We start from the raw sequence: 21,386 nt of genomic DNA, 5'->3' as shown, positions 1-21,386 counted from the left end.
CCTTCAATACAGCACGATCGATTTGATGCCGCGCGCCGCGCGCAGATCCGCCAGCGCCTGATTGATGTCGTCCAATGCCAGGGTACGCGTGATCAGCGGTGCCAACTGGATCTCGCCATGCAGATAACGCTCCACATAGCCTGGCAACTCGCTGCGTCCTTTCACCCCGCCGAACGCGCTGCCACGCCACACCCGGCCGGTCACCAACTGAAACGGCCGCGTGCTGATCTCTTGCGCATCGTCGGCCACGCCGAGAATGACGCTCTCGCCCCAGCCCTTGTGGCAGCACTCCAGTGCCGCACGCATCGCACCGACATCGCCCACGCATTCGAAACTGTGGTCGGCGCCGCCATCGGTGAGGTCCACGATCACTTGCTGGATCGGTGCGCCGTAGTCGCGCGGGTCCAGGCAATCGGTGGCACCCAGCGCGCGCGCCAATGCGAACTTGCCCGGGTCGATATCCACCGCAATGATGCGCCCCGCCCGCGCCAGCACCGCGCCCTGCACCACCGACAGGCCGATCCCGCCCAGCCCGAAGACCGCCACGCAATCGCCCGGCCGTACATGCGTGCTGTTGAGCACTGCGCCAACGCCGGTGGTGACCGTGCAACCGAGCAGGCAGACCTGATCCAGTGCCGCGTCCGGATGGATGCGCGCCACCGCGATCTCCGGCAACACGGTGTATTCGGAAAACGTACTGGTGCCCATGTGGTGCAGGATCGGACGCCCGTTCAATGAAAACCGGCTGCTGCCGTCGGGCATCAAGCCACGTTCCTGACTGCTGCGAATCGCCTGGCACAGGTTGGTGCGCCCGGAGCGGCAGAACTTGCAGACGCCGCATTCGGGCATGTACAGCGGGATGACATGATCGCCGGCACGCACGCTGGTCACGCCGATGCCCACGTCTTCGACAATCCCCGCGCCCTCCTGGCCCAAAATTGCAGGAAAGCTGCTCGCATGCCCGTGCGCCAGCGCATGCGCATCGCCGTGGCAGATGCCGGTGGCAACCAGCCGCACCAGCACTTCGCCGGGGCGCGGCGGCTGCAGGTCCACCTCTTCGATGGTCAACGGCTGATGCGGGCCCCAGGCGACCGCAGCGCGTGTCTTCATCCCGCCTCCCCGGCGCGTATCGGCATGGCCGGCACTCAGCGCGCGATGACCACGCCCCACGGCAGTTCGCCGACGGGGATCTGTTTGAGTTCGCGCATGCTCGCGGTATCGATCACGCTCACGGTATTGGAGCGGCCATTGGCCACGTACAACTTGTCGCCGGCGGGAGTTAGCGCCGGATTCCAGGGCCGTAATCCGACCGGAATCTCGGCCAGACTGCGTGCAGTGGTGGTATCGATCACGCTGACCGTGCCGGCACCGCCGTTGGATGCATACAGCCGCGTGCCGTCGGCCGACAGTGTCACGCCGGCAGTGCGCACGCCGGCCGGCAAACTGGCGCGGCGCGTACGGGTCTGCAGGTCGATCACATCCACCACGTTGGCAGTTTCCTGCGCGATATAGACGCTGCGGCCATCGGGTGCGAACGCCATGCCGCGCGGATGGCCGCTGGTGGCGACCACGCCGCGCGACTGACGCGTGGCCAGCTCGATCATGTCCATGTCGTTGGAACCTTCGTTGCTGGTGAACAGCCACTTCCCATCGGGCGTGTAAGCGCAATGCTCCGGCGCCTGCCCACGCGTGGCGATGACCTGCTGCACACGGAACTGCGCCGCATCGATCAACATCACCTGGTTCTGCCCTTCCACGCACACGGCGAACTGCGTGCCATCGGGCGACAACGCGATGCCTTCGGCGTTTTCGCCGATGTCCACTTGCCGCAATACCGTGTCCTTGGCGGTGTCGAGTTCGATCAACCGGTGATGCTCGGCATCGATCAAATATAGATGCCCCTGCGGGCCGGGCAACACCTGCTGCAGACGCTTGCCGAGCTGGCCTTGCGCACTGAGCGTGCGCACCACCGTATCGGTGCCGGTGTCGATCACCGACACCGTGCCGCTGCGTTGGTTGGGCACGTACGCCAACACCGGCGATGCTGCCGGCGCCGGCGCCGCACTGGTGGGCGCAGCAGGCGATGCAGTGGCTGCAGCATCCGGTGCGGCCGCATCGCGCTGGCAACCGGCGGCCAACAGCAACGCACCCGATGCAATCACTGCACAGGTGCGCCGCCAGCGACCGATCGCCGAGCGCAGTGCGCCTTGCTTCATTGCGCCTTGCCCGCGGTCTTGTTGATCGAATGGATGAAGGCCAGCAGTTTTTCGGTGTCGCCCGGCTTGAGCACCGGTGCAAACGGCGGCATCTGCCCCACCACTCTTTCATGCCCGATGCGCGTCTTGCCGTGCGTGATCATGGCTGCGGTGCCTTCGCTGATAAGCGTGCGCAGGGTGTCGTCATCGCTGCCGTAGACCCAGATGTCATTGGTCAACGGCGGGCACATGCCGCCGCCACCGGTACCGCCGTGGCAGGCATTGCAGCCGGCAGAGAAATAGATCTTCTTGCCTTCGGCGATCAGCTCAGGAGTGACCTTGACCTCCGGTCCCTTCGGGATCGGCGTCACCGCGGCCGGGGGTGCAGGCGGCGTGGCCGGATCCGGCGCAGGGCCTGCGGCCGGATTGGGCATCGCTGCGGAGGCAGTTGCAGGCGGCGGTGGCGCTGCGGCATCGGCGGCCGGTGCGCTGGCGGCGGGCGATGGCGCCGCGTCGGGCGCCGGTGCCGGCGGAGTCTCTTTTCCGCACGCGGTCAGCAGTGTGCTCAGCAACAACGCGCAGAGCGCTGCGCGCATGGAACGATCGATACAACCCACGGTGGACTTACGCATGAACGAACCTTTCTGATCGGAGGGAACACCGCGCACCCCGTGCACGCGGTGGATGAAACGCTCAGCGTCTGGAAGGGCGCTTGGCCTCGCTGAGCAGTGCAGCCAACGCGGCATCGCCGCGGTCCTGCGCCAACGTCGCGGCGGTCTTGCCATCGCGGTTGCGCGCCGCAGGGTCGGCACCGGCCGCCAGCAGACGCTTGGCGACGTCCTCGCGCCCGGCGGCTGCGGCCAGCATCAAGGCGGTGACACCCGCCTGATTGGCATGTCTCACGTCGGCGCCGCGTGCAACCAGCGCATCGAGAATGGCGGGGTCGTCGCGCGCCACTGCGAACATCACCGGGGTGAATCCGGTGGGATTGGCACGCTTCACATTCGCCCCCGCGGCCAGCAGTGCCTGCACCACACTGGCGTCGGCATACGAGACCGCCAGATCCAGTGCGCTCCAGCCATCGCCGGACACCGTATCGATCGGCGCGCGTTTGCCCACCAGCCGGGTCACGCTATCGGCATCGTTGGCCCATGCGGCTTTCATCAGCGCAGTCCAACCGCTGGCATCGCGCGCATCCAGGCGCGCGCCGGCATCCAGCAACAACCCGACCAGATCCGGTTCCTGATTGCGGATGGCCTGATGCAATGGCGGCTCACCGAGCAGGTTGGGCGTGTTGGCATCGGCGCCATGCCGCAACAACCAGGCCGCACGCACTGCGTCGCCGGCATCCAGCGCATGCGCCAGCTCCTGGTTGGGGTCAGCACCATCGGCGATGCGTAACTGCAACTGCGCCAGCTCCTGCGACGACGCAGCAGGGCTCGGCGCAGTCGAGGCGGAGGTCGGTGTGGCGTACGGCCCATGCGACGGCAGATCGCCAGCCACGATGCACTCGCTGCAACGCACCAGCGGCACGTGATAACTGCGCAAGATCTCGGCGATCTTTACCGCATTGTCTTGCAGTGCAGTGTTCAGCGCATCGCGCAATGCGGCGTTTTTGCGCGACACCGCCCACGCCATCGAGTATTCCAGTACCGCGTCGTCGATGGTGTTCAACGGCACCACGCCCAGATTGCTACGCGCAGCGTAGTAACCGGCCACCGGGCCCCAGGATTCGGCCGCATCCAGTTCATTGGCGGCCACCCGCTCCACCAGCTTGCCCGGATGTTCTTCCGGTGCGGTGGCCGAGTCGTAGAACAGGTATTGCACTTCGCCACTGATGCCGTGCTCGTATAGAGCCTGCCGCGCGGGCGAGCTCTGAAACACGCCCAGCCGCAGTTTTTTCAACGCCGGATCATCCAGCGATGTGGGCACCAGATTCAAACCTTTGCGCGTCACCAGCACATAGGCCGAGCGATACACCGGGCGTGTGGTCAGCCCCTGCTCGAAGTCGCTGTTGAGATCCATCAGCAGATCGCAGCGGCCTGCGTTGATGGTGCTGCGCGCCAGCCCGCGCTGGTAATAGGTGCGCCATTCGTATTCCAGGCGACGGCCCATCGCATCGGCGACGACTTGTGCAATCTTGTTCTGGAAGCCTTCGCCAGCCTTGTTGGACAACGGCATGTTGCCCGGGTCGGCACACACACGCAGCACCGTCGGATCGGGCGCAGGCGGCGGCGTGTTTGCGGGCGTCTGCGCGGAGGCTGACGCTGCAGTGGATGCAGGCGCCGCTGCGGGCGCCACATCGGAATCAGAAGCGCGAGCCGTCGGTGAAGACGGCTCGCGTGTGCAGCCTGCGGCGACGAGTCCGAGGCTGCAAACCACCAGCACCTTGCGCAGGTGCCGGGTCATGCCGCACACGCCGGCAGTGATCTGCCGACGTGTGCGTCCAACGCCTTGCGTGGATCTCATCGTGCAGTCTTCGCTGCTGCATTTGCGGTGCCACCACCGGCGGCCGCAGTAGCGGTTGCCGTGGCGGTCACCGTCTTGCCGGCGCCATCGATACGGAAGGTGTGCACCATGCCACCGAGCGGGATCTTGTCGAAGCCGGCGCCGAACGCCAGCCCGGCAGCACCCAGCGCGCCGTACGGATCGGCAGGATCCAGACCGGCAGCCACCGGCAGACCGATCCAGCCACCAATGCCCGAGAACACCGCCACGTACTGGTGACCATTGGCCTTGTACGCGATCGGGTTACCGATGATGCCGGACGGCAGCTTCATCTCCCACAGCTTCTTGCCGGTGTCCTTGTCCACCGCACGGAACCAGCCGTCGAGCGTGCCGTAGAACACCAGCCCGCCATCGGTGACCAGGGTGCCGCTCCACACCGGGAACTTCTCCTTGATCTCCCACTTGGACTTGCCTTCCACCACGTCGAACGCCTTGACGATACCCAGCGCGCCCGGCTCATTGGGCTTCATCATCACGTTGGCGAACACATACGGCAGGCCCATCATGGTGTTGCCGCGTTCCTGCGGTTCCAGTTCCATGTGCCAGTTATTGGTACCGCAGAAAAACACCGCCGAATTGGCCGGATCCACCGAGCACGGCTGCTGATCCTTGCCGCCCATTGCTGACGGGAATGCCTGCACTTTCTTGCCGCGTTCCAGCGGGGAATGCGCCGCCACTTTTACCGGGCGACCGGTCTTCATGTCGATGCGTTCGGCCCAGTTGGCCGGCACGAACTTGTGTGCGCGCAGCAGGGTGCCGTCGCGACGATCGAGCACGTAGGCAAAGCCGTTGCGATCGAACTGCACCACCGATGGAACTTCCTTGCCGTCGATGGTCAGATCGACCAGGATCGGCTCGTTGATGCCGTCGTAATCCCACTGGTCGAACGGGGTCTTCTGATAGCCCCACACCGCTTCGCCGGTATCGATCTTGCGCGCGAACAGCGTCATCGACCATTTGTTGTCGTGCTCGCCGTTGTTGCACTCCTCATGCGAGGTCTTGCCGCAGCGATACGACGGGCTCCACAGACCGGGATTACCGGTGCCGTAATAGACCAGCTTCAACTTCGGGTCGTAGCTGTACCAGCCCCAGGCCGCACCGCCACCGCGCTTCCATTCGTCGTTGGGGAAGGTCTTGATGCCCAGATCGCCGAGCTGGCCGTGTTGCGGATTGGCCTTATTGAAGTCCGGCCCCAGGCAGATCGCCTTGTCGGTACCGGCGGCATCGCAGGACCATGACTGCTTGCCATCGGACAGGTTGTAAGCCGCCACGCGCCCGAGCACGCCGAACTCGTTTCCGCTGATCCCGGCCACCACTTTGCCATCGGCGATGATCGGCGCCATGGTGATGGTTTCGCCCTTGTCCGGGTGCGCGAGTTTCTGCTTCCACACTTCCTTGCCGGTCTTGGCATCGAGCGCAATCACATCGCCGCTCAGGCTGCCGAACACCAGCTTGCCATCGGCATACGACGCACCGCGGTTGACGGTATCGCAGCAGGCCACCGCCACTGAGCGTTCGTCCTGTTGCGGGGTGTATTTCCACAACACCTTGCCACCGTCCTCCTGCGCGGCCAGGTCGATCGCGAATACGTTGTTCGGATACGCGCTGACCATGTACATGATGCTGCCGATCACCAGCGGCTGGCCTTCGTGGCCGCGCGTGGCGTCGGTCTTCATTTCCCACGACATCTTCAGGTTCTTGACGTTGTCGCGATTGATTTCGGCTAGCGGGCTGTGCCGGGTCAATGCGAAATCGCGACCCACGCCACCCCAGTTGTCGGCATTGCTGGCGTTGGCGGTGAATTCGCTATCGGTATCGACCACGGCGGCGGCTGGCGCCGCGGCGGGAGTGGCTGCAGGTGCGGGCGCCGCGGTTTCTGCCGGCGTTTCTTTTTTGCAACCGGCCAACACAGCGCTCAGCGCAAGCATCAGCAGCGCGCCGCTGCGGACGCTGCGACAGGAAGATTGGTGCATATGCGTCTACCCCTCTCGGTGAACAATCCAATCGAACGAACAGCCACTGGCGTTTGATGCACGCAACGACGGCGCAAACGGGTGGGTACCGCGATAGGACAGAGCACAGCGCGTGCCAGTGCGTTGTTGCGTCGCAACACCTTGCTGTGTCAGGGCTTTGTATGGACGCAGTGAATGCGGCGCGAGAGTTGTATCGGATTTGGCACACTTTGCGTCGAGCGTGCTGTAGCAGCGATGGAACAGATTGGGCGGAGGCGCTTCGGTGGTACGCCGCGGAAACACCTGGTCGGTATGACGCCGGATGTTTTCCGGAGCCTAGGGTTTCTGGAGATGGCGGCGAATGAGATGGCAACGAATTGGCGACGTTGCTGTCCACCAGCAAAGACAAAGACTAAAGACAACGAGCCGAGCACGCCGACACCTGCGTTTGTTTCGCCGTTGGAGAAATGCGCCCGACGGGCGGACGAGGGGTGCCCTGCTACCGCCGTCGATGCGTTTGCCGTCGTGCGCTTTTGAAGCGAGATCCTGGGGATCTGACGGACGGCGCTTGGTCCGTACCCTCACCCCAACCCCTCTCCCGCGGGGAGAGGGGCTAGAGCGCGGCGCCACGCACTTATTCCTCTCCCCTCGGGAGCACGCGCCTGTTCCTTCTCCCCTCGGGAGAAGGTGCCCCGAAGGGGCGGATGAGGGTACGGGCGCAGCCTCATGCAGTTGAAGCAGCACCAGGGCTTCGCCCCCGTACCCTCACCCCAACCCCTCTCCCGCGAGGAGAGGGGCGATTGGTTGATCGACGCGTGCAAGGCGGGTCCAGCGTCATTGCTCTCCCGGCGCCGAGACGCGACTGATGCAACGTCAGCCGTCTACGCGGGCCTGCCAGCGCTGTAACAGTTCGCTGCAATCGCGCAGGCGCCAATCGGCCAGGCCGGGCCAGGGGTCGCCAGGGGTGTTGACCAGCACGGTCGCTGCGCCAGCGGCGCGGCCGCAGGCCAGGTCGTTGTGGTGGTCGCCAATCATGAGCAATGCAGTGGCGCTCACTGCCCACCGCTGCTGGAAATACTGCAGGCCGTCGGGCGCGGGCTTGGGCGCGGCCTCGTCGCGGCCGACAACGTCGTCCCAGGCGAAGGCATCGCCCAGGCCGATTGCCTCCAGCGTTATCTGCGCCAGGCTGCGTGCGTTGCGGGTCAGCACGCCGAGGCGGCAGCCATCGGCGTGCAGCGCGCGCACCACTTCTTGCGCACCGGGCGCCGGCTGCGCCGCTTCAGCCAGGGCGCGCTCGTGCTCCAGCAACCAGGCGTGCTTGGCCTGCGCCTGCTCGGAGGGCAATGCGGCCAGATGATGCAGGATGTCGTCTTCGGGTGGGATCTCCAACTCGCGCCGGATCAACGCGAAATCGTGCACCGGCACAGTGAGCGTGCCATCCATGTCGAACACCCAATGCCGGTAGGCGGACAACGGTAGTCGGGCTGCGCTTGCGCCATCCATGGATTATTTCCAGCCCGGCATCTGGGTGGTATCCAGCCCGCCCACGTCGAACTCCGCAGTCCGCGTGCCGCCGGCCTTGACCGGGAAGGCGATGCTGATGCGCTTGGCGTTGCGCACCACTTTCCACAACGCTTTGTCGTCGTCGATGAACATGGCGATCGCCTCGTCGGTGTCGGGGCGATGCGCGGCCATCGCACGTGGTGCGCCGCCATCGGCGGAGACCTGCACCTTGCAGCCGCCGTAGCAATTGAAGTCGCCGGCCTTGAGCACGAGATAGCTGTGACGCTTCCACTGCGGATGATCGCGGAACACCAGGCTCACCGGCTTGGGCCCGCTGCCATCCACATCCACGCGCTCCTTGGCATCGATCATGGCCGAGCGCTGCGTGCCGCCCTTTGCGGGCACCTGCGAGTACTGCCAGAGCGCCTGCATGCGGCGCAGCTCGCGCGCCTGTTCGCCCTTGGCCTTGATGTCGGCATACCCGGGTTCGATACGCGTTGCGGCCGCCGTACCGGCATAGCCTTCGAGCAAGGCCGCGCCATGTGCACGCGCCATGTCCCAGTTCTGCGCCTGGACGGCTTCGTCGTACTGCTTGGCGAGCGCATCGGCCTGGGTTTCTTTCGCCTGCGCCTGCGCGGTTTCCTGCGCCTTGCGTTGCGCCTCGCGGTCGGTACAGGCACTCAGGGCCGCGACGCACAAGACCGCGCTCAACAGATACTTCATCGTCGACTCCAGGGCGAATTCAGCGATAACGATACCAGCCTGTCCATGTGCGATAGATCGGCAGGGTGATAGGTGTCGCAGTGACTGCACCACCACCGGACCCGTAGGAGCGCACCCGGGTGCGATGGGGCTTTACTGGTAATGCACCATCGCGCCCGGGTGCGCTCCTACGGCGGGGTTTGCGCCGCGACGGGAGGGCGTCCGCAACGTCCTCCCTTGCCATCACGGCTGCGCTGGCATAGCTGGCTTGGCTTTTTCGAAGGCCTGTCCGGCGAATGCACTGCCGTCCGGGGTTTTCAGCACTTCGGCATCGATCGCCACACGTAGGAGCGCACCCGGGCGCGATGGGGCTTTACTGGTAATGCACCATCGCGCCCGGGTGCGCTCCTACGGCGGGGTTTGCGCCGCGACGGGAGGGCGTCCGCAACGCCCTCCCCTGTCATCACGGCTGCGCGGGCGGCGCTGCCTTGGCCTTGGCAATCATCTCGGCCACCGAGGCGGTGGTGATCGGGTGATAGCTGGGCTTGGCTTTTTCGAAGGCCTGTTCGGCAAACGCGATGCCATCCGGGGTTTTCAACAGTTCGGCGTAGATCGGCAACACCAGCTTGCGGCGGCCCACTCGCTCGATGAACTCACCGGCGGCAGGACGTGCGTCGGTGTAACCGCTGCGGATCGCCAACGGATACCAGCGCATCGCGATCTCGCCGTTCGGCGTGCCGGTAAAGTGATAGGCATCGTCCAGCTGCTTGAGCTGTTCGGGCTTCAAGGTGGCGCCCATGCCGCTGAGGAAATGCACCCATTCCTGCGTGCCCCATTCGCTGGTGACCTGCTTGTTGGGTAGCGTGCCGCTACCACTCCAGGCGATACGCGCGGTGTCCACGATCGAGAAGCTGCGCGAGCGTGCCTTGGCCGCAAAGGCCGGGATGCCCGGCTGCTTCAACCAGGCATCCACCTCAGCGGCGCTGACCGTGTTGGGATGCTTGGCGAGCAGGTTCTTCTGCAGATAATCGACGAACTGGTCGGTGGTCGCGCTCTGGAACGCGTGATCGTCGAACCAGCCACGCAGGAACGGGTCGAACACCTCGCGGCCAAAACGCTGCTCCAGGAACTGCAGGAACCACGCGCCCTTGACGTAAGCGACCTGGCTCAAGGCTTCGTCGGGGTCGCGCTGCGCCAGCGGCGGCAGGGCCAGGGTCTGGTCGGCCGGCGGCATATCTTTCACTTCGGCCAGCAGATCGCCCTGGTCGATCTCGCGCTCCATCTCGGCCATTTCCGCGCCGTACAACGCTTCGGTGATGCGGCCCTGCACGTAAGTGGTAAAGCCTTCATTGAGCCAGATGTCCTTCCAGCTGGCGTTGGTCACCAAATTGCCGGACCAGCTATGCGCCAGCTCGTGCGCGACCAGCGACACCAGCGACTTGTCGCCGACGATCACGGTGGGCGTGGCGAAAGTCAGGCGCGGATTTTCCATGCCGCCGAACGGGAACGAAGGCGGCAGCACCAGCATGTCGTAACGGCCCCAGCGATACGGGCCGTAGAGTTTTTCGGCGGCACCGATCATCTTTTCGGTGTCTTCGAATTCCTTGGCGGCCTTGTCGGCCATCGACGGCTCGGCCCACACGCCCGAGCGCGCGGAAATCGGCTTGAACACCACATCGCCGGCGGCAATGGCCAGCAGATAGGACGGAATCGGCTCGGGCATCTTGAAGCTGTAATCGCCATCGCGCGCGGCCTTGGGGTCGTTGTCGGCGCTCATCAGCACCATCACGTCCGGGCGCGAGGTCACGTGCGCGCTATAGGTGAAGCGCACGCTCGGGGTGTCCTGCAGCGGCACCCAGCTGCGCGCGTGGATCGCCTGCGACTGACTGAACATGAAAGGCAGCTGTTTGCCTTCGGTCATCGACGGCTCCAGCCACTGCAGGCCCGACGCGGTCGGCGCAGTGTGATAGGTGATCACGACCTTGCCTGGCTGGTTCGGGGTTTCGATGGTGAGCTTGCTGCCGAAGGTCTTGTCGGCCGGCGCCAGCACAAATTGCAATGGCGACAGGCCGCCCTTGCCATCGTCGGCCTGCACCTGCGCGATGCTCAGTTCGCGCGTGTCCAGCACCAGCTGTTTGGCAGCCTTGTTCTTCCACTCCAGCGTGTAGGTCGCGGTGCCGCCGATCTGCTTGCTGTCGAAATCCAGCTTCAGGTCCAGCGCCAGATCCTTGATGACCACCTGGTCGGGCTGGGCGTAGGAACTTTCGTCGTGGTTGCGGGCGTCTGCTTTCACGGGGGCCTTGGCGGTGGCGGCCGGCGCAGCGGTGGTGGCAGCCGGCGATGTGGATTCGTTGGAACAGCCGGCCAGCGCAATGGAGACGGCCAGGGACAGCGACAGGTACGGGAAGCGCATCGACGGCACCGCAGCAAGGGAATCGGACATTTTAGCGCTCCGCGCCGATGCCTGCCCGTGCAGTCGGCAACAACCGCCTGCAGATTGCCGCTGTACCGCCCCGTCGGCGCTTATGTCACCGGGTGAATGCGCGAGGTGTCGTGGCCGTCGCGCACCAGACGCCGGCCGCCGGAAAACTTGGCGCGATACATCGCCGCATCCGCGCGCCGATACAGCTCGGTGGCGTCCACGCCTTGCTCGCAGACCGCGCTGCCGGCACTCAGATGCAACGGCGCTTCTTCGCCGTCTTCGCGTTCAAGCATCGACAGCCACTGATTGAGCTTGAGCGTGGCCTCGTCTTCGCTGGCGTGCACGCCGATCAGGAATTCATCGCCGCCCCAGCGTCCGATCCAGTCCTGCGCGCCCAGCCAGCCGTAGGCCGACTCCACCAAACGCACCAGCACGCGGTCGCCGGCCAGATGCCCGAAGCGGTCGTTGATCTGCTTGAGGTTGTCCATGTCCAGCACGAACAACACGAACGGCCAACCTTCGCGTTGGGAGGCGGTGACCGAATCGCGCATCGCCTGTTCGCAGCCGCGCCGGTTCAGCGCCTCGGTGAGTGGGTCGAACAGGGCATGCTTCTTGAGATCGCGCATGCCGGCGTCGATCCCGCGCAGGCTGCGATTGATCCCGCGCAGCAGGCGCCCCAGCTCATCGTCGCCATGCTCCGGCAGGCTGGGCAGACGCTGATCGGCGTAGTAGGTATCCAGCGCATCGGCGGCGATGCGCAACGGCGCCAGCAGGCGATACAAGGCAGACAGCGTCAAGGCGGTGCCCGCCAGCGTGGCCAGCAGGGCGACGATGATCACCGACCACAACAGCTGCCCTTCCAGCTCGCTTTGCGATGCCAGCCACGCGATCAACAACAGCAGCGGCAGGTGAATCCCGACAAAGGTCACCGCCAGCAACTTGGCGCTGAAGGAACGGGGAAACACACGCGAGAGCCCGGCGTATAAGCGCATCCAACTCTCCGACAAAAGAGCGCCTAGTGTCGCCGACAGATGGTGGAGCCAACGCGACGAAAGTCTCAGAAATTCGTTGGTGCGCACGTGCCTGCGGGTAGCGAGGCCGTATCAAGCGAACACAAGCGGTGACCCTGAACTACACGACGTGGCACGTGATGCACGCGCCACGTCGGCCATCAGCCGCGGGCGGGATTCAGATCTTGTAACCGGAATGAATCGCCACGATGCCGCCGGTCAGATTCTTGTAGTGGCAGCGCGCAAATCCGGCCTCACCCATCATGCCCTTGAGCGAATCCTGCGGCGGGTGCTTGCGGATGCTTTCGGCCAGATACTGGTAGCTGTCGGCATCGCGTGCGAACAACTGGCCCAGCTTGGGCAGAATCTTGAACGAGTGGAAGTCGTATATCGGCTTGAACCACTCGGCGGTGACTTCGGAAAATTCCAGCACGCGCGCCTGGCCGCCCACCTTCAACACGCGATACATCTCGCGCAGTGCGGCGTCTTTGTCGGTGACATTGCGCAGGCCGAAGGAGATGGTCACCAGATCGAAACTCTGATCCGGGAACGGCAGCGCTTCGGCGTTGCATTGCACGTAGTCGAAGCCGGCCACCAGGCCGCGATTGGTCAGGCGGTCGCGGCCCACCGACAACATGCCGGCGTTGATGTCGCCCAGCACCACGGCACCTTCATCGCCGACGCGCTCCTTGAGCAGCACGGCGATGTCGCCGGTGCCGCCGGCCAGATCCAGCACACGGTCGCCCGGCTTCACCTGCGCGGTCGCCACGAAGTAGCGTTTCCATGCGCGGTGGACGCCCAGGCTCATCAGATCGTTCATCAGGTCGTAGTTGCGCGCGACCGAGGTGAAGACCTCGCCGACCAGCTTCTGCTTGTCCTTGGCAGCGACATCGCGAAAGCCGAAATGGGTGGTGCCGGAGGTATAGGGAGATTCGCTCATGCCTAGATTATCGCACTGCTGACGCCGCCATGACCGCAACGGGACCACAATCGCGAACTCTTCCGCAACCGGCCCTGCGAGCATTGCGTGCCCGACAAGTACGCCCCACGCGACTGGCAGCCCCACGAAAAGCCCACCCTGCCGGGGTCGGCCTCCACGCCGCTGCACCCGACCCGGCGCCGCATCCAATACGGCCTGGTCGGCGTGGTGGTGGCGCTGACCGGCGGGCTGAGCAATGCGCTGGTCACCGCCAACCTGCCGTATCTGCAGGGCACCCTGGGCGCCTACGCCACCGAAATGGCCTGGCTGCCGGCCGCCTACGTGATGACCAACATGTCGGCCAATCTGTTGCTGGTGAAGTTTCGCCAGCAGTACGGGCTGCGCCGCTTCACCGAGATTTTTCTGGCGCTGTATGCGGCCATCGCGCTGGCGCACTTGTTCGTGCACAGCCTGAGCTCGGCGATCACCGTGCGCGCGGCGCATGGGTTGGTTGGCGCGGCACTCAGCTCGCTGGGCCTGTATTACGTGATCCAGGCATTTCCCAGCAAGTACCGACTCAAGGCAGTGGTGCTGGGCCTGGGTGTGACCCAGTTGGCGTTGCCGCTGGCGCGGGTGTTCTCCACCGACCTGCTGGAATTCGGGCAGTGGCAGGGCTTGTACCTGTTCGAATTCGGGCTGGCGATCTTCGCGCTGGCCTGCGTGCTGGCGCTCAAGTTGCCGCCAAGCGACCGCTACCGTGTGTTCGAACCGCTGGATTTCGTCACCTTCCCCCTGTTTGCGGCCGGTGCGGCCGGGCTGGCTGCGGTGCTGTCGCTGGGCCGGCTGCTGTGGTGGACCAGCACGCCATGGCTGGGCGTGGTGCTGGCGCTCTCCATCGTGCTGCTATGCATGGCGGCCTGGATCGAACACAACCGCCGCAACCCGATGATCAACACGCGTTGGCTGGCCAGCGCGGACATGCTGCGGTTGGGGTTGGCGATTCTGCTGATTCGGCTGGTGCTGTCGGAACAAAGCACCGGCGCGATCGGCTTCTTCCAGACCCTGGGCCTGGCCAACGATCAGTTGCAGACGCTGTTCGCGCTGATGCTGCTGGGCGCGGTAACTGGAGTGGCCGCGAGCGCGTGGCTGATCAATCCGGCGCGCATCGCCGAGCATCTGATCATCGCCGTGGCGGCGATCTGTCTCGGCTGCTTCATGGATGCCGATGCCACCAGCCTCACTCGCCCGGAGCAGATGTACGTCAGCCAGTTCCTGCTCGCCTTCGGCAGCACGTTCTTTATCGGCCCGGCAATGGTGGCCGGGCTTGGCCGGGTGATTGCGCAACCCGGCAATCTGATCAGCTTCATCGTGCTGTTCGGCATGGCGCAGAACATGGGCGGGCTGCTCGGCAGCGCCCTGCTCGGCAGCGTGCAGATCCTGCGCGAGAAATACCATTCCAGTCAGTTGGTCGAGCATCTGGTCTTGACCGACCCGCAGGTGGCCGCGCGCGTGCAGGCGTATGCCAGCCTGTATGGCCGCAGCATCGGCGACCCCACGCTGCGCCAGGCGCAGGGCGTGCGTGCACTCGGTAGCGTGGCCACGCGCGAAGCCAATGTGCTGGCCTATAACGACGTGTTCCTGCTGATCGGCTGTATCGCCATCGCCACCGGGGTGTGGATCCTGTCCGTGCTGGTGTGGCGCCGCTATCTGCGTCCTCCCGTGTCACCCTCCCCTCCTGCTTCCACTGCGCGCCCATGAACACATCTACCGATCCCACTGCCGCCGCCGAGCGCGCCCGTCGTCGCCGCCGTCGCATCACCGGCGCGATTGGCTTTGGCGGGCTCGCCCTGATCGGCGTGGCGCTGGTGCTGTACGCATGGCGGCTGCCACCGTTCGTCAGCGCGATCGAACGCACCGAAAACGCCATGGTGCACGGACAGATCACCGTGATCGCCCCGCAGGTCAGCGGCTATGTCACCGACGTCACGGTGCAGGACTTTGCGCATGTCACACGCGGCCAGCTGCTGGCCACCATCGACAATCGCATCTACGCCCAGCAGCTCGAACAGGCCAAGGCGCAAGTGCAGACCGCGCAGGCCAATCTCGCCAACTGGGAGCAGCAACGCCATGGCGCGGACGCGAGCATTGCCGAACAACGCGCAGCGCTGAGCAGCAATCAGGCGCTGCGCGATCGCACCCGCTCGGCATATGCGCGTACGCAACAGCTGGCCAACCAGAAACTGGTATCCGAACAGGACCGCGACACCGCCTTTGCCGCGCGCGCGCAAGCCGAGGCCGGCGTGGCACAGGCGCGTGCGGCGGTGCAGGCCGCCGAAGAAAATGCGCGCAGCGTCACCGTCAATCGCGCAGCGCTGGAAGCCGCCGTTGCCAATGCGCAGGCGGCGGTGCAACTGGCGCAGATCAATCTGGACAACACGCGTATCGTGGCCCCGCGCGATGGTCAGCTCGGCCAGCTCGGCGTGCGTCAGGGCGCCTATGTCACCAACGGCACGCAGTTGATGTCGCTGGTGCCGGACACGCTGTGGATCGTGGCTAATTTCAAGGAAACCCAGATGGCGAAGATCCGCATCGGGCAGCGCGCCAGCTTTACCGTGGATGCGCTGGACAATGCGCGCCTGCATGGCCGCGTGCAGGAAATCTCTCCGGCCGCCGGCTCGGAATTCAGCGTACTGCCGGCCGACAACGCCACCGGTAATTTCGTCAAGATCGCACAGCGCATTCCGCTACGCATCAGCGTCGATCCCGGCCAATCGCTGGCGCCACGCCTGCGCCCGGGCATGTCGGTTGTGGTGGCGGTCGATACCGACAGCGCTGCCGATTGAGCGCTGCCGGCGCCACGCGCCAAGAGCGGCTAACAAACCGACTGCGCAACCTGCCAGCGTGCGCGGCCGGTGCTCGGTGCTCGGCGTGGCATGGACCACCCGTAAACTGCGGTTCTGAGCGCGCAGCCCACACCCACCTGACGACTGCTTGCTACGTGTTCTTAGCGGCTCCAAGCGATCCGACCGGCAGACGCGGCCAGCCTCGAGAACGGCACTATTTGCCTTACGTGTGACGCGCCCGTTCGCCGGCCGCGCCGGTCCTGCGTCTGGCGCGCGCGTCTGTCTGCCGCGCGCAGGCGATGCCGTTATCATGCGTCGATGCCCTCCACACCAACGCATCCCTTGCACTGGCAGCAACTGCGCTTTACGCAGCTGAGCACGATGCAGTTGTACGCGCTGCTGCAGCTGCGCACGGATGTGTTCGTGGTGGAGCAGCAATGCGCCTACCCGGAACTGGATGGCAAGGACAACGATCCCGGCGTGCTGCATGTGCTGGGCACCACCCACACCACTGCGTTGGCGGCCTACCTGCGCGTGCTTCCGCCGGGCCTGAGTTACGCCGAACCCAGCATCGGCCGCGTGGTCATCGCTGCCGCGTATCGCGGCACCGGGCTGGCCCATGCGCTGTTGCGCGAAGGCATCCGCTTGGTGCACACGCACTGGCCGGGCAGCGCGATCCAACTCGGTGCGCAGGCGCACCTGCAACCGTTCTACGCTGCGCATGGCTTCGCGCCATCGTCCGCGCCGTATCTGGAAGACGGCATCCCGCATCTCGACATGCTGCGCCCTGCCGGCGCGGCCACTTTGGAGTCCGCATGATCACCACCCCTGACTACCGCGCATTGCTCGACACCGCCATCACCGAAGCCCGCCAGGGCCTGGCCGAAGGCGGCATCCCGATTGGTGCGGCGCTGTATCACAACGACGGGCGCCTGCTCGGCTGCGGCCACAACCGCCGCGTGCAGGAAAACGACCCGTCAGTGCATGGCGAAACCGATGCCTTTCGCAAGGCCGGCCGTCAGCGCCGCTACAAAGACACCATCATGGTCACCACGCTGGCGCCATGCTGGTACTGCAGCGGACTGGTGCGACAGTTCAATATCGGCACCGTGGTGGTGGGCGAATCGGTCACCTTCCAGGGTGGCATCGCCTGGCTGCGCGAGCACGGCGTCAACGTCATCGACCTGCAAAGCCAGGAATGCATCGACCTGCTGGGCGGCTATATCGCTGCCAACCCGGATGTGTGGAACGAGGACATCGGCGAAGACTGAGCGCACCGGTCAATCGATTGCGCGGCGGCACGCGGTGACAGGCAGTGGGCAATCCAGCTGTCATGCCGAAGCGCACCTGGGCGCTGCGTTGATCCGTCGTTATCGCGCCAACCAGCGCCAAGGCATACGTTGATCTCGGTGCACTGCTAGAAACAAAAGACCCGCCAACTGGCGGGTCTTTTCCATTTGGTACGTTCCAACCAGCGCGCAGCTTGCCGTGCGCTGCGATCAGAGGATGTAGCGACTCAGATCCGGATCCTGCACCAGTTCGCCGAGCTGTGCATCGACATACGCCGCATCGACAGTCACGCTCTGGCCGTCGCGGTCCGGCGCTTCGTAACTCAGCACATCGAGCAGCCGCTCAAGCACGGTGTGCAGCCGGCGCGCGCCGATATTTTCCTGCCGTTCGTTGACCTGCGCCGCAATCTCGGCCAGCCGGTCAACAGCATCCGCACCAAAGGTCAGCGTCACGCCTTCGGTCTGCAACAAGGCTTCGTACTGTTTGATCAGCGCGGCCTTGGGCTCGGTGAGAATGCGCACGAAATCGGCCTTGGTCAGCGCGGTCAATTCCACCCGGATCGGGAAGCGACCCTGCAACTCCGGAATCAGATCGCTGGGCTTTGCCAGATGAAACGCGCCGGAAGCGATGAACAGGATATGGTCGGTCTTGACCGTGCCGTACTTGGTCGACACGTTGGAACCTTCCACCAACGGCAGCAGATCGCGCTGCACGCCTTCGCGACTCACGTCGCCGCCATTGGAGCCGGCTTCGCCACGCTTGGCGACCTTGTCGATCTCATCGATAAACACGATACCGTGCTGCTCGCAGGCTTCGATCGCCGCTGCACGCACGTCGTCTTCGTTGACCAGCTTGCCGGCTTCTTCTTCGATCAGCAGCGGGCGCGCCGCCTTGATGGTGAGCTTGCGCTTTTGCGACTTGCCGCTGCCCAGATTGGAAAACATCTGGCGCAGCTGCTGGCCCATTTCTTCCATGCCCGGCGGGGTCATGATGTCCATGCTGGCGTTGATCGCGACATCCAATTCAATTTCGCGCTCGTCCAACTCGCCATTGCGCAGCATGCGGCGGAACTTGATGCGGGTTTCGTTCTCTTGCGACGAGGGCTCGTTGCGTGCGGCTTCCGGATCAAAGCCAATACCGGCCGCGCGGCGCGGCAGCAGCGCATCCAGGATGCGATCTTCGGCACGCTCTTCGGCCTGGTTGCGCACGCGCACCTTGGCCTGCTCGCGATACAACTTGACCGAGGTGTCGGCCAGATCGCGAATGATCTGCTCGACGTCCTTGCCGACGTAGCCCACTTCGGTAAAGCGCGTGGCTTCCACCTTGACGAACGGCGCGTTGGCCAAGGTTGCCAGACGTCGCGCGATCTCGGTTTTGCCGACGCCGGTGGGGCCGATCATCAGGATGTTCTTGGGCATCACTTCGTTGCGCAGTTCTTCGGGCAACTGCATGCGCCGCCAGCGATTGCGCAGCGCAATGGCGACCGCGCGCTTGGCGTCGTGCTGGCCAACGATATGACGGTCGAGCTCCTGCACGATTTCGCGCGGAGTCATGGTTGAGCTATCGGGATTTGGCATTGGGGAATCGAGAATTGGGAATGGGGAATCGTGGGAGCAAAAATCAGCAGCCTATGTCGTTGGAGTGGAGACGAAACCGCTGTTGCGATTCCCGATTCCCCACTCCCGATTCACAGCTCTTCGACCACCACGTTGCGATTGGTATAGATGCAGATATCGCCGGCGATATTGATCGCCTCGGTGGCGATGGTCTTGGCATCCAGTTCGGTGTGCGCCAGCAGCGCGCGTGCGGCCGACAAGGCGTAGGAGCCGCCGGAACCGATCGCGATGATGCCGTCTTCCGGCTCGATCACATCGCCGGTGCCGCTGATGATCAGCGAGGTCTCTTTATCCGCCACCGCCAGCAATGCTTCGAGCTTGCCCAGGCGGCGCTCGGTGCGCCAATCCTTGGCCAGTTCCACGGCGGCGCGGGTCAACTGCCCGTGCTTGTCGAGCTTGGCCTCGAACAATTCGAACAGCGTAAACGCATCGGCCGCAGCACCGGCAAACCCGGCCAGCACCTGACCCTCGCGACCGAGCCGGCGTACCTTGCGCGCGTTGCCCTTCATGACGGTGTGGCCGAGCGTCACCTGGCCATCGCCCGCGACGGCGACATGCCCACCACGTCGAACCGAAATGATGGTGGTGGCGTGAACGATGTTGGGATTCTGGCTGGGGTCCATGGGTCCTCCGGGGGTTTCCAAAGAGGTGGGGACGCCCCTGCCGGGTTCAAGCGCGCTGCGACGATGGGACGCAGCGATGAGAGTGGTGCAGAGAGGAGTTGGTCATTGGGCCGTTGAGTACATGGGCGAACGGGCGAGGAGCAAGGTGCGTAGTGCGTAGTGCGTAGTGCGAAGTGCAAGGTGCAAGGTGCAAGGCACGAAGTGCGCACTGCGCACACGATACGAGCGGGATACACCGATCACCGCACAACCTGGTGATCGGACGCCACCCGCCTTAGCCCCTCTCCCGCCGGGAGAGGGGTTGGGGTGAGGGTACGGCCACCGCTGTTGATTGCACGCCACAGCGTCAACACGCTCTGCATGCAGGAATGTCTCGGAGCATCGGCGCTTCTCGCAGCCGCCTTTGAAACGTCGCCGTGTTTAACCGCGGTTACCTCACGCGCCGCCTCTGAAGGCTAACTGGGGCGCCCGCGAACTCTGACGCTCTCCAATACCCTTCCCAAGACGCCCAGCGGCATCTGCACAGGAACCCTCACCCCAACCCCTCTCCCGAGGGGAGAGGGGCTAGAGCAGCATTCCCACGAGTTAATTGCCACCTAGGCAACCAGCGTCTTAGCGCTGGACTGGCTTTATCGACTGTAGTGGCTTTATCAACTGCAATGACCATTGCAGCTGTAATGGCTTTACCAGCTGCAATGGCTTTACCAGCTGCAATGGCTCCACTGCACTCGCTTCATAAGCTGCAATGGCTGAACCAGCACCACCACTACCTCCATTACATCAGCCAGAAAATCATGCAGTCGCGCTGATTACATCGCTCACGCACATGCTCACTCGGCAACCTTCTTGCGCTTGGCACGCGGATGCGCGGCGTCGTAGACCTTGGCCAGATGCTGGAAATCCAGGTGCGTGTAGATTTGCGTGGTGGCGATGTCCGAGTGACCAAGCAACTCCTGCACGCCGCGCAGATCACCGGACGATTCAAGGATATGGCTGGCAAAACTGTGCCGCAGCATGTGTGGGTGCACGTCCTTGAACATGCCTTGGCGCACCGCCAATTGCTTGATGCGGATCTGCACCGCACGCTGCGAAATCGCACCGCCGGTGCGGCCGGGGAAGACATGCGTTTCCGCACGCCCGCCACTGTCGCGCTGCCATTCGCGCAAGGCCGCAATCGCATGCGAGCCCACCGGCACCAGACGCTGTTTGCCGCCCTTGCCCAGCACCATCACCAAGCCGCTGGCCAGATCCAGATCGCGCCAGCGCAGCGCGCAGAGCTCGCTCAAGCGCAGCCCCGACGAATAGAACAGTTCCAGCACTGCGCGATCGCGCAACCCCAGCGGCGCATCGGTCGGCACCTCGACCAGGCGCACGGCTTCATCGGCGTCGAGTACCTGCGGCAGCTTGCGCGGGGCCTTGGGCGCACGCAACGACGCTGCGGGGCTGGCGGCGATACGGCCGTGCTTGAGCAACCAGGCGTAATAGCTGCGGCATGCAGACAAGCGCCGCTGCAGGCTCTTGGCCGACAGCCCGCGCCGATGTTCCGACGCGACGAACTGGCGCAGCTGCGGGCTATCCAGCTGAGCGACATCCAGCGCAGTCGCAACACCCGCAGCATCCTTCTGCTCGGCCGCCCAGCTCAGCAGCGCGGCAAGATCGCGTCGATACGCATCCAGCGTGTGCGCCGACACCTGACGTTCGACCTGCAGATACGCCAGAAAGCCTTCGACCGAGGACATCTCAGCTGTCCTGCTGCGGTGGCATCCACACTACGGGACACAGCAGGCCGCGCACTGCATGGCC

General features: G+C 64.6%; 17 protein-coding genes and 1 other RNA gene. 5 read left to right on the top strand and 13 right to left on the bottom strand.

Translation table 11 applies throughout. From position 1 onward, the window contains the following. Positions 1 to 3 precede the first annotated feature (3 nt). The 10 genes from ASF90_RS12790 to ubiE all read right to left on the bottom strand — a co-directional run bounded on the left by ASF90_RS12790 (position 4) and on the right by ubiE (position 13,232). Positions 4 to 1,110, bottom strand: coding sequence for an S-(hydroxymethyl)glutathione dehydrogenase/class III alcohol dehydrogenase (locus ASF90_RS12790; RefSeq protein ID WP_055850603.1), 1,107 nt, complete (start codon positions 1,108 to 1,110; stop codon positions 4 to 6). 35 nt (positions 1,111 to 1,145) lie between these two features. Beyond that, complete coding sequence (locus tag ASF90_RS12785) at positions 1,146 to 2,216, bottom strand: beta-propeller fold lactonase family protein (RefSeq protein WP_055850600.1); 1,071 nt, start codon at positions 2,214 to 2,216, stop codon at positions 1,146 to 1,148. Further along, entirely contained in the window at positions 2,213 to 2,863 is a 651-nt protein-coding gene (locus ASF90_RS12780) for a c-type cytochrome (RefSeq protein ID WP_055850597.1), read from the bottom strand. The genes ASF90_RS12785 and ASF90_RS12780 overlap by 4 nt, the downstream gene beginning before the upstream one ends. Before the next feature lie 25 nt (positions 2,864 to 2,888). Further along, positions 2,889 to 4,664 carry a quinoprotein dehydrogenase-associated putative ABC transporter substrate-binding protein gene (locus ASF90_RS12775; RefSeq protein ID WP_055850594.1) on the bottom strand — a complete coding sequence of 592 codons (1,776 nt, stop codon included), beginning with the start codon at positions 4,662 to 4,664 and terminating at the stop codon, positions 2,889 to 2,891. After that, entirely contained in the window at positions 4,661 to 6,676 is a 2,016-nt protein-coding gene (locus tag ASF90_RS12770; RefSeq protein WP_323519027.1) for a methanol/ethanol family PQQ-dependent dehydrogenase, read from the bottom strand. The genes ASF90_RS12775 and ASF90_RS12770 overlap by 4 nt, the downstream gene beginning before the upstream one ends. Before the next feature lie 852 nt (positions 6,677 to 7,528). Beyond that, a complete protein-coding gene (locus ASF90_RS12765; RefSeq protein ID WP_055850591.1) occupies positions 7,529 to 8,158 on the bottom strand; it encodes an HAD family hydrolase in 630 nt (209 codons plus the stop codon). Positions 8,159 to 8,161: 3 nt separating this feature from the next. Then, the gene (locus ASF90_RS12760; RefSeq protein ID WP_055850589.1) at positions 8,162 to 8,881 is read right to left on the bottom strand and encodes a hypothetical protein; all 720 of its coding nucleotides are present in this window, start codon (positions 8,879 to 8,881) and stop codon (positions 8,162 to 8,164) included. A 442-nt stretch (positions 8,882 to 9,323) separates the two neighbouring features. Beyond that, positions 9,324 to 11,273 carry a M1 family metallopeptidase gene (locus ASF90_RS12755; RefSeq protein ID WP_193552582.1) on the bottom strand — a complete coding sequence of 650 codons (1,950 nt, stop codon included), beginning with the start codon at positions 11,271 to 11,273 and terminating at the stop codon, positions 9,324 to 9,326. A 110-nt stretch (positions 11,274 to 11,383) separates the two neighbouring features. Further along, complete coding sequence (locus ASF90_RS12750) at positions 11,384 to 12,274, bottom strand: GGDEF domain-containing protein (protein WP_055850582.1); 891 nt, start codon at positions 12,272 to 12,274, stop codon at positions 11,384 to 11,386. A 196-nt stretch (positions 12,275 to 12,470) separates the two neighbouring features. Continuing rightward, complete coding sequence (ubiE, locus tag ASF90_RS12745) at positions 12,471 to 13,232, bottom strand: bifunctional demethylmenaquinone methyltransferase/2-methoxy-6-polyprenyl-1,4-benzoquinol methylase UbiE (protein WP_046965330.1); 762 nt, start codon at positions 13,230 to 13,232, stop codon at positions 12,471 to 12,473. Between the two features lie 87 nt (positions 13,233 to 13,319). Between ubiE and ASF90_RS12740 the strand changes: the two genes are divergently transcribed. From ASF90_RS12740 to ASF90_RS12725, 5 genes are all read left to right on the top strand, one after another. Further along, positions 13,320 to 14,969 (top strand): MFS transporter, encoded by a 1,650-nt coding sequence (locus tag ASF90_RS12740; protein ID WP_055850580.1) that lies wholly within the window; start codon positions 13,320 to 13,322, stop codon positions 14,967 to 14,969. Further along, a complete protein-coding gene (locus ASF90_RS12735) occupies positions 14,966 to 16,054 on the top strand; it encodes an HlyD family secretion protein (RefSeq protein ID WP_055850578.1) in 1,089 nt (362 codons plus the stop codon). Before ASF90_RS12740 ends, ASF90_RS12735 begins: the two co-directional genes overlap by 4 nt. A 90-nt stretch (positions 16,055 to 16,144) precedes the next feature. Continuing rightward, a non-coding RNA gene (locus tag ASF90_RS22325) (sX9 sRNA) lies at positions 16,145 to 16,221 on the top strand. Between the two features lie 151 nt (positions 16,222 to 16,372). Then, the gene (locus tag ASF90_RS12730) at positions 16,373 to 16,873 is read left to right on the top strand and encodes a GNAT family N-acetyltransferase (protein ID WP_055850575.1); all 501 of its coding nucleotides are present in this window, start codon (positions 16,373 to 16,375) and stop codon (positions 16,871 to 16,873) included. Beyond that, a complete protein-coding gene (locus ASF90_RS12725; protein ID WP_055850572.1) occupies positions 16,870 to 17,325 on the top strand; it encodes a nucleoside deaminase in 456 nt (151 codons plus the stop codon). Before ASF90_RS12730 ends, ASF90_RS12725 begins: the two co-directional genes overlap by 4 nt. A gap of 228 nt (positions 17,326 to 17,553) precedes the next feature. On the opposite strand, the gene hslU is transcribed toward ASF90_RS12725, so the two are convergent. The 3 genes from hslU to xerC all read right to left on the bottom strand — a co-directional run bounded on the left by hslU (position 17,554) and on the right by xerC (position 21,322). Next, positions 17,554 to 18,921, bottom strand: a complete 1,368-nt coding sequence (gene hslU / locus ASF90_RS12720; RefSeq protein WP_055850568.1) for an ATP-dependent protease ATPase subunit HslU — start codon at positions 18,919 to 18,921, stop codon at positions 17,554 to 17,556. Positions 18,922 to 19,031: 110 nt separating this feature from the next. Continuing rightward, a complete protein-coding gene (gene hslV / locus ASF90_RS12715; protein ID WP_005997221.1) occupies positions 19,032 to 19,583 on the bottom strand; it encodes an ATP-dependent protease subunit HslV in 552 nt (183 codons plus the stop codon). Between the two features lie 830 nt (positions 19,584 to 20,413). Beyond that, the gene (gene xerC / locus ASF90_RS12710) at positions 20,414 to 21,322 is read right to left on the bottom strand and encodes a tyrosine recombinase XerC (protein ID WP_055850566.1); all 909 of its coding nucleotides are present in this window, start codon (positions 21,320 to 21,322) and stop codon (positions 20,414 to 20,416) included. Between the last annotated feature and the right edge of the window lie 64 nt (positions 21,323 to 21,386).

Origin of the sequence: Xanthomonas sp. Leaf148, from assembly GCF_001423585.1 — a bacterium.
Taxonomy (GTDB): Bacteria; Pseudomonadota; Gammaproteobacteria; order Xanthomonadales; family Xanthomonadaceae; genus Xanthomonas.
This window is presented reverse-complemented; position numbering and strand designations above follow the sequence as displayed.

What these genes read in the sequence shown, in the direction of transcription:
- ASF90_RS12730 (WP_055850575.1), top strand. Translation starts at nt 16,373, where the DNA reads ATGCCCTCCACACCAACGCATCCCTTGCACTGGCAGCAACTGCGCTTT.
- ASF90_RS12760 (WP_055850589.1), bottom strand. Translation starts at nt 8,881, where the DNA reads ATGAAGTATCTGTTGAGCGCGGTCTTGTGCGTCGCGGCCCTGAGTGCC.
- ASF90_RS12765 (WP_055850591.1), bottom strand. Translation starts at nt 8,158, where the DNA reads ATGGATGGCGCAAGCGCAGCCCGACTACCGTTGTCCGCCTACCGGCAT.
- xerC (WP_055850566.1), bottom strand. Translation starts at nt 21,322, where the DNA reads ATGTCCTCGGTCGAAGGCTTTCTGGCGTATCTGCAGGTCGAACGTCAG.
- ASF90_RS12785 (WP_055850600.1), bottom strand. Translation starts at nt 2,216, where the DNA reads ATGAAGCAAGGCGCACTGCGCTCGGCGATCGGTCGCTGGCGGCGCACC.
- ASF90_RS12755 (WP_193552582.1), bottom strand. Translation starts at nt 11,273, where the DNA reads ATGCGCTTCCCGTACCTGTCGCTGTCCCTGGCCGTCTCCATTGCGCTG.
- ASF90_RS12750 (WP_055850582.1), bottom strand. Translation starts at nt 12,274, where the DNA reads ATGCGCTTATACGCCGGGCTCTCGCGTGTGTTTCCCCGTTCCTTCAGC.
- ubiE (WP_046965330.1), bottom strand. Translation starts at nt 13,232, where the DNA reads ATGAGCGAATCTCCCTATACCTCCGGCACCACCCATTTCGGCTTTCGC.
- ASF90_RS12790 (WP_055850603.1), bottom strand. Translation starts at nt 1,110, where the DNA reads ATGAAGACACGCGCTGCGGTCGCCTGGGGCCCGCATCAGCCGTTGACC.
- hslV (WP_005997221.1), bottom strand. Translation starts at nt 19,583, where the DNA reads ATGGACCCCAGCCAGAATCCCAACATCGTTCACGCCACCACCATCATT.
- ASF90_RS12770 (WP_323519027.1), bottom strand. Translation starts at nt 6,676, where the DNA reads ATGCACCAATCTTCCTGTCGCAGCGTCCGCAGCGGCGCGCTGCTGATG.
- ASF90_RS12775 (WP_055850594.1), bottom strand. Translation starts at nt 4,664, where the DNA reads ATGAGATCCACGCAAGGCGTTGGACGCACACGTCGGCAGATCACTGCC.
- ASF90_RS12735 (WP_055850578.1), top strand. Translation starts at nt 14,966, where the DNA reads ATGAACACATCTACCGATCCCACTGCCGCCGCCGAGCGCGCCCGTCGT.
- ASF90_RS12725 (WP_055850572.1), top strand. Translation starts at nt 16,870, where the DNA reads ATGATCACCACCCCTGACTACCGCGCATTGCTCGACACCGCCATCACC.
- hslU (WP_055850568.1), bottom strand. Translation starts at nt 18,921, where the DNA reads ATGCCAAATCCCGATAGCTCAACCATGACTCCGCGCGAAATCGTGCAG.